Source organism: Lysobacter sp. N42 (genome assembly GCF_004344885.1).
On sequence record NZ_SKFB01000078.1, the window covers coordinates 1 to 6966 of the forward strand.

A 6966-nucleotide genomic window follows, 5' to 3' on the forward strand; every position below is an offset into this window, starting at 1 on the left:
AAGGGTTCCGCCGCATCTTCAGCCGCTTCGACAAGCTCGACGTCATGTTCGCGGCCTTCATCCACTTCGCACTGATCATCGAATCGTTGCGATAGTGTTAACAGGCCCTAGGCGGGCAAGGGCGAGGGCGCGCGACAGCGGCCGCATCCGGCACCGCGTCGCGCCCCGGGCCGCGCGCTCAGCCGCCGCGCACGCGCAGCGTCAGGCCGCGCAGGAAGTAGCGCAGCAGCTGGTCGCCGCAGGGGCGGTAGTTCTTGTGGCCCGGCTGGCGGAACAGCGCGGAAAGCTCGGGCCGGGAGAGCGGATGGCCGGCGGCGGCGAAGATCGCGTGCAGGTCCACGTCCTTGAGCTCGAACGCCACGCGCAGCTTCTTGAGCACCAGGTTGTTGGTCAGGCGCGCTTCCGGCGCGCGCACCGCGCCGTCCTCGCGCGGGCCCCGGCAGTGGATCACCAGCCCGTCGAGCACCAGCGCGAGCACGCGGTCCTCCAGCGGCGCGAAGCCCGGCTCGTCCTCCCGGCGCAGCCAGGCCTGCACCTGCTCCCGCTCCACCTCCACGCCGGGATCGGCCATGCGGACGAGGTTGGCCACGTGCACGTCGCCGAGGTCGAGCATGTAGCGCAGGCTGCGCAGGACGTCGTTGTTGATCATGGTGTCGCACCGGGTGCGGCCGGGCGGGGGAGGATACGGCACGGCGCGGTCCTGCCATGCACCGCCTGCGGTCGCGCCTATTCGCATCCGACCCCGTCGTTGTCCCGGTCCAGGTGCGGCCCGTAGCCCGGCTCGCCGCGTCGTACCGGCGCGGCACCTGCCGCACGCGCGGCGGCGCAGTTCGCGTACGCGCCGCCCGTCGACCGTGGCGCGCCATACGATGCGCGGCCGGGCGCGAGGGTCGAGCCACGGGATGGCGCGGACGAGCGCGGGGTGCCCGAGCCGCGATGGCAGTGGTAATCGCCCGTCCTGCGGTTGTTGTGGCAGCCCTCGGCATTGAGCCCGCCGGAATGCGCGAGCACCTCCGTCGCCAAGCCGGCCGTGGCCGCCAGCGCGGCCACGAGAAGAACGCATCGCATACGGCCCCCTGCACCCCGGCGCCCCCTGGCCGGCACGCGAACCCTAGGCCAGGGCGAGGGCGCGGTCTCTAGGACTTTTGCCGCCCCGGCAGCCCCGCGCCTGCCTGCCCAGGCGCCCGGGCCGCGCCGCGACCCTCGCGCGGCATCGCGCCTGCCGCCCGCCCTCGCTGCACCGCGCGCCCCCGGCACGCCGGCCGGCGCGGCGCCATCCGGCAGGGTCACGGCGTCGCGGCCCGCCACCTGCACAGTTGCGCGGCGCCCCCTGTCGCCGCCCACGCACCCGGTGCTCTACTTCCCCCATGAAGACCCGCCTCCTGCTCGCCGCCATCCTCCTTGCCACCGCCGCCTGCACCGGCCTGCCCGGCGGCCACGCCACGCCGGCGCCCGGCCTGACCCTCGCGTCCTGGAACGTCGAACACCTGGCCGAGCGCGACGGCACCGGCTGCCGCCCGCGCACCGCGGCCGACTACGCCGCCATGCGCGCGCACGTCGAGCGCCTGGATGCCGACGTGGTCGCGTTCCAGGAAGTGGAGTCCAGGGCCGCCGCCGAGCGCGTCTTCGATCCGGCGCGCTGGACGGTGCTCGTCGAGGAGCGCATCGGCACCCCGCGCACCTCCGCCTGCGGCGGCCGCGCGAAGGGCCAGACCATCCGCGCGCAGCGCACCGGCTTCGCCATCCGCAAGGGCCTGCCCTTCGACCGCCAGCCCGACCTCACCGCGCTGCAGCTGGGCGATCCCGACCTGCGCTCGGGCGTGGACGTGATCCTGCGCCCGCGCGGCGGCCAGCCGCTGCGCCTGCTCTCGGTGCACCTGAAGTCCGGCTGCAGCGCGGGCGACCGCAACGAGGCCTGCCCGGTGCTGTTCCGCCAGGTGCCGGTGCTCGAGCAGTGGATCGACCGCCGCGCCGCCGAGGGCATGCGCTTTGCCGTGCTGGGCGACTTCAACCGCCGCCTGGCCCTGCCGGGCGACGCCGTCTGGGCCGAATGGGACGACGCCAGCCCCGCCAACGCCGACCTCAGCCTGGCCGCCGGCGACCGCACCGCGCAGTGCAACCCGCGCTATCGCGACTTCATCGACCACATCGTGCTCGACCGCCGCGCCGCCGCCGACCTCGCCGGTTTCGACGAGGCGACCTATGCCGGCGAGGCGCTGAGCGATCACTGCGCGATCTCGGCGCGCCTGCGCTGATCGCGGCCCGGGCCGGCACGACGTGGGTCAGAGTCGATTTTCCCGGGGCCCCGGGAAGGGCCATTCGCCCCTGTCCGGCCGAGTCGGACCCGTCGAAGACCGGCAGTAGACGCCGGCGATCACTCGCCGGCGTCCTGGTTGAGGTGGAGCGATCGAACAGGCCGGCGCGGATCCGCTAGCCGCATTTGCCCGCAGCGCGCAGCAGCCCGTTGCAGCTCGCCTGGTTCACCTTGCCCTTGTCCCTGGATCCCTTCGTGAAGTCCGTGCACACGGCAGCGGAGCCACCACTGGCCATGCCCCAGCTCATGACCCGCCCGAACTTCGACTGCTCGAAGATCTCGCACTTGTATTTCTTCCCGGCATCGGTCGCCACCGTGTACTCCATGGCCTTCATCCCCGCCGACGACTGGATCTCCTGCTGCGCTGTGACGGCGAAGTCGCCGACTTCCTCGCCGATTGCCATGGAAATCTTGCGCATGGTCTTCTCGTCGGTCGCCACCGGTGCCGCCGCGGGCTTGGACGTCCCCTTCGACGGTCCGCTTCCCACCGCTGCCGCATCGCCCTTGCGGCTGTCCTTGCCGGCGCTCGAGAACTCCGTGCAGTCCGCGCTGCTGCCTGCGCCCATGCCCCACGTCGCGATCTTGCCGAACCTGGACTGTTCGAAGATCTGACACTTGAACTTCTGCCCGCCACGGGTCTGCACGGTGTAGACGATCGCCTTCATGCCGGCGGACGATTCCACTTCCTCCGTCTTCGTGACGACGAAGTCTTCCGCTTCCTCGCCGATGCCCATCGACAGCTTCCGCAGCGTCTTGTCGTCCACCTGTACCACTGCGGCCTCGGCCGTGGTGCCAGCCACTGCCTTCTTGCCCTGCGCCACCGCGCTTCCTGCGAACGCGACCGTCAACAGGACGATCGCAGCGGCTTTGCCATTCGACTCCATGATCTTCTTTCTCCTTTGGTTGGGGATGTCCCGACGCCCCACCGCGCAGTACGGCACTCACGATCGGCCGCCTGGACCCGATCAATCTACCAGTGGCGTCAGCCTGCGCGTCGGGCCGGTCGGTGCGCGCACACGCCGGCGCTCGCCGATGCGCGGCCCCCCGCGGCTCGCCGGTAGCGTCGGGCTGCCGCGTGGCCAGGGGTTGACGTCACGAGGGGCACCATCCACGTGCAGCGCAGGCGCGCAGTGCTTACCGGGCCAGGACGCTGCGTGGTATCGGCCCGCCTCGGCTGACGCGACGTCACGACGGCGCCCGCCTTCCGGGGGCGCGGCGCCTACCCGGGGCTACGGCCTCCGCACATGCATCTTCCGCGCAGCTCCCGCCGCTCTCACGCTCTTGTACATCCGCAGGCGCAGGCTCGCGCCCTTTCGGGAGGGCCGTGTCATGACGCACGAAAACCGCCACGGACAGAACGATCGCGTCGGGGAGACGCGCGAGCGGGAACGCAAGGCCGCCGCGAAGGCGCAGGAGTCCAGCCGACAGACGTTGCCCGACGTGAACCTCGACGGCGGCGGCGAGACCCTGATAACCGGCCGCAACAGCGCGCAGAACGCAGCCGTGTCGCGGCGCACGGAACAAGGCTAGCGTCGAGGCGGCAGGTCGCCGCTTGGCGGTCGTCGTGGCGATCCTGTCCTCGCAGGACAAGGACGGGTCGGCCTTCGCGGCTTGGCGAAGACCCTGGTGAGGTTCTTCGTGACGACTGGCCCGGGCAAGCCACGGGCCACCCGTGGCGACCACCACGCTGCGATGTCAGCAGTTGCCGCGTTGCCGATCGCGCGCCGCCCGGGTGCGCTGCGCTTACGCGGGCTCCGCGGGGTTATCGGTTCAACGCCCAGAAAACCCGGCTCCGGCCCGTACTTCTCGACCCCGTTGTCGCTTGTCCCCGGTCCCGAGCCCGGTGTACACCGGGAGCCCTGGAGGAGGGGTCCATGCACCGACCCGTATCGGTTGAACTGCTGCGGACTCGCGGTCCGGTGGTCGACAGGCCTGGCGCGCGCGGGGGCGCGGTCAGGTGCCTGCAGCGCACCGCGTGCGTGGCGGTGCTCGCGTTCGGGGCTGCGGCGGCGCCCGTCGGCGCGCAGGACGCAACGGCGGCGCCGCCGCGCTGCCAGCAGGTCTCGGCGACGGTCTTCATGCTCGACGGCCCGACCGACGCGGCCATGCGCGACTGCGTGGTCGCCACGCTCGCACCGACCACGAACGAGCTGGTCGTGCGCAGCGGCGGCGGGAATGTCGAGGTCGCGCTCGACATCGCCGAGCGGCTGCAGCGTCCAGGGCTGGTCGTGCGCGTTCGCGAGAAGTGCTACTCCTCCTGCGCCAACTATTTCCTCCCGCTGGCTGCCACGCTGGTGGTGGAGCCGGGGGCGACGATCGTCCTGCACGGCGGGGTGGACCCGCAGTTCATCGCGGAGGAGCACGTCGGCAAGCGCGACCAGCATCTCCGGCATCGCCGCCGGCTGCGGCCGGATCTCCCGCCCGAGCAGCTCGCCGCCGACTTCGAGCGTTCGGTCGAGGCGTTCACCGCGCTCGCGCAGCGCCAGCGCGAGTTCGCGCTCCGGCACGGCGTCGGGCTGGGGTGGTTCCTTTACCGCGAGCCGGGCGACCGCGACTTCGGTCGCCACGTCGCCGGCCGCGCGGGGCCGCGGCCCAGCGTGTTCGGCTGGCGCTACCTGCTGGTCGAGGAGCCGATGCTGCGCTCATGCCTGCCGCGGGTCCGGGTGCAGGCCTTCCAGGCGGAGCTCGAGTCGGGGTTCATCCGCGACCGCGAGCGCTATCGGCGGTTCGAGCGGGAAAAGGGGCGGCGGTCGCTGGACCTGCAGTGCACGCCGGCCGCCCGGGCGCCCAGCTGAGGCGCGTCGGCTGATCGCTGGTTTGCGGGGCTGCGGCCTGAGTGCGGGGAACGGCGAGCGTTTCGTCCGTGCAGGACGGAAACGCCACTCCGACCGCGGTTTCTGGCCTCAGGCGCCCAGCAGCTCCACCTCGAACTTCAGCGTCGCGTTCGGCGGAATCACGCCGCCGGCCCCGCGCGCGCCGTAGCCGAGATTGGGCGGGATGATCAGCGTGCGGATGCCGCCCTCGCGCATGCCCTGCACGCCTTCGTCCCAGCCCTTGATGACCATGCCGCCGCCCAGCGGAAAGATGAAGGGTTCGCCGCGGTCCTTGCTCGAGTCGAACTTCTGGCCCTGCTGGCCGTTCTCGAACAGCCAGCCCGAGTAGTGCACGACGACGTTCCGGCCGGGCCTGGCTTCTGCGCCGGTGCCTGCGACGGTGTCTTCGTACTGCAGGCCGGATGGCGTGGTGGTGTAGGTCATGGGGTTCCCGTAGGTGGATAGGGTGGCCCCGGAGTGTAGCTGTCGACAGGAACGAAGCTCGGCTTCGGTTCCATCGGTCGTCGGCAAAGGCGTTTCGTGCGCTTTCGCGCCCGAGTCACTTTTCTTTGCTGCTGCAAAGAAAAGTAACCAAAAGAAAGCAGCTTCCCCGACGGATCTACAGCTCGCGATCGGACACGACTGCGCGGATCACCACACTCGGCATCCTGCCTCGGGTGGCGACGGCGCGCGTCCTGCGCGCCGCCCTTCGGGTCTCCCGTTGCCGCCCGGCTAGTGAGGTCGAGGAAAGTCGACTCTGACCCCTCTTGCGCGCCTCTACGGGCCTTCCGGCTCGGCTGGGCCAGTAAGGTCCAGAAACTCGACTCTGACCCCTGTTGTTACCTCCGACAGTGGACGCACCACCCACGTCACATCGACGCGGCCCAGGCCCACTTCCACCATGGGAATCGCGAGAAAGTAGGTCCGCGCCGGGCCGATGCAGTACCAGAAGGAGTCCGAGATCCAGCGCGGGCCAACGGGGATCGTGAATACGTCGTCGTACGAGAAGGGCATGCCCTGTTTGAAGATCTTGACAACTCGGACCGCGTCACCGCTAACGACGCCGTCGGGCGTGTCGAATCGGAGCCGGAGGAATGTCTCGCGCAGGGCCTGTTTGACGCGGCGTCGGCCGACTACCTGGCCGTAGATGTTGATGGCGAACGCGATCGGTATGAGAAGCAGTGGAAGGAAGGCGAGAAGGTCGATTGCAGGTTCGTTCCCACGCCTTCTGTTGGACGGCTGCAGGTCAGGGTGGCAAAGCACGAGCGTTTCGTGCGCTTTCGCGCCCGAGTCACTTTTCTTTGCTGCTGCAAAGAAAAGTAACCAAAAGAAAGCAGCTTCCCCGACGGATCTACAGCTCGCGACCGGACACGACTGCGCGGATCGCCACACTCGGCATCCTGCCTCGGGTGGCGACGGCGCGCGTCCTGCGCGCCGCCCTACGGGTCTTTCGATGTTCCTCGGCTAGTGAGGCCGAGTAATTCGACTCTGACCCCTGTTCTGGTTGTTTCTGGACCCCGCTTTTCCTGTTTTCTTTGGCGTCATGGTGTCGCTGCCGCGGGTGCGGCAGCCGACTCACTGGCGGTGCGTGTCGCCAAGTGCTGCTCTGCAACTCTCAGCGCGTCATCCAAGGCCCCCTTTGAACGGAGGCCAGAAAATAGGGGCCACTCCTTGATGTCGGAGGCGCTAACAACACCAAGTGAGGCAAGTTTGTTCAGCTTCTCCACAGCTTGGTCGTCGCGGTCTAGCAGAACATCTTTAGGGAAGGTCTGAACAACTCCGCCCGATTGCGCGACAATGCCTCACCGTGATCGGGGTGAGTGCGATGCAGCTGTCGTT

At 69.8% G+C, this 6966-nt stretch carries 8 protein-coding genes and 1 pseudogene; 4 read left to right on the forward strand and 5 right to left on the reverse strand.

The features are described from left to right. Window positions 1–95, forward strand: a pseudogene (locus EYQ95_RS25455) (IS5/IS1182 family transposase); the annotation flags it as partial. Window positions 96–178: 83 nt separating this feature from the next. Here EYQ95_RS25455 and EYQ95_RS25460 read toward each other — a convergent pair. Next, window positions 179–649: a DUF1456 family protein gene (locus EYQ95_RS25460; protein ID WP_132331892.1), complete on the reverse strand. Its 471-nt coding sequence runs from the start codon at window positions 647–649 to the stop codon at window positions 179–181. Between the two features lie 77 nt (window positions 650–726). Continuing rightward, entirely contained in the window at window positions 727–1050 is a 324-nt protein-coding gene (locus tag EYQ95_RS25465) for an excalibur calcium-binding domain-containing protein (protein WP_207916680.1), read from the reverse strand. 317 nt (window positions 1051–1367) lie between these two features. Between EYQ95_RS25465 and EYQ95_RS25470 the strand changes: the two genes are divergently transcribed. Beyond that, complete coding sequence (locus EYQ95_RS25470) at window positions 1368–2255, forward strand: endonuclease/exonuclease/phosphatase family protein (RefSeq protein WP_132331896.1); 888 nt, start codon at window positions 1368–1370, stop codon at window positions 2253–2255. 175 nt (window positions 2256–2430) lie between these two features. Here the strand turns inward: EYQ95_RS25470 and EYQ95_RS25475 are convergent, their stop codons facing one another. Continuing rightward, a complete protein-coding gene (locus EYQ95_RS25475) occupies window positions 2431–3198 on the reverse strand; it encodes a hypothetical protein (protein WP_132331898.1) in 768 nt (255 codons plus the stop codon). A 445-nt stretch (window positions 3199–3643) separates the two neighbouring features. Between EYQ95_RS25475 and EYQ95_RS25480 the strand changes: the two genes are divergently transcribed. Next, window positions 3644–3844, forward strand: a complete 201-nt coding sequence (locus tag EYQ95_RS25480) for a hypothetical protein (RefSeq protein ID WP_132331900.1) — start codon at window positions 3644–3646, stop codon at window positions 3842–3844. 344 nt (window positions 3845–4188) lie between these two features. After that, entirely contained in the window at window positions 4189–5109 is a 921-nt protein-coding gene (locus tag EYQ95_RS25485; RefSeq protein ID WP_132331902.1) for a hypothetical protein, read from the forward strand. A 108-nt stretch (window positions 5110–5217) separates the two neighbouring features. Here the strand turns inward: EYQ95_RS25485 and EYQ95_RS25490 are convergent, their stop codons facing one another. Further along, on the reverse strand, window positions 5218–5571 hold the full coding sequence (locus EYQ95_RS25490; protein ID WP_132331904.1) for an FKBP-type peptidyl-prolyl cis-trans isomerase: 354 nt from the start codon (window positions 5569–5571) through the stop codon (window positions 5218–5220). A 333-nt stretch (window positions 5572–5904) separates the two neighbouring features. Beyond that, entirely contained in the window at window positions 5905–6519 is a 615-nt protein-coding gene (locus tag EYQ95_RS25495) for a hypothetical protein (protein ID WP_132331906.1), read from the reverse strand. Window positions 6520–6966 lie beyond the last annotated feature (447 nt).

Bases quoted from the DNA above. Each gene is read 5' to 3' on its own strand.
- EYQ95_RS25485 (WP_132331902.1), top strand. From the start codon at position 4,189: ATGCACCGACCCGTATCGGTTGAACTGCTGCGGACTCGCGGTCCGGTG.
- EYQ95_RS25480 (WP_132331900.1), top strand. From the start codon at position 3,644: ATGACGCACGAAAACCGCCACGGACAGAACGATCGCGTCGGGGAGACG.
- EYQ95_RS25460 (WP_132331892.1), bottom strand. From the start codon at position 649: ATGATCAACAACGACGTCCTGCGCAGCCTGCGCTACATGCTCGACCTC.
- EYQ95_RS25470 (WP_132331896.1), top strand. From the start codon at position 1,368: ATGAAGACCCGCCTCCTGCTCGCCGCCATCCTCCTTGCCACCGCCGCC.
- EYQ95_RS25490 (WP_132331904.1), bottom strand. From the start codon at position 5,571: ATGACCTACACCACCACGCCATCCGGCCTGCAGTACGAAGACACCGTC.
- EYQ95_RS25475 (WP_132331898.1), bottom strand. From the start codon at position 3,198: ATGGAGTCGAATGGCAAAGCCGCTGCGATCGTCCTGTTGACGGTCGCG.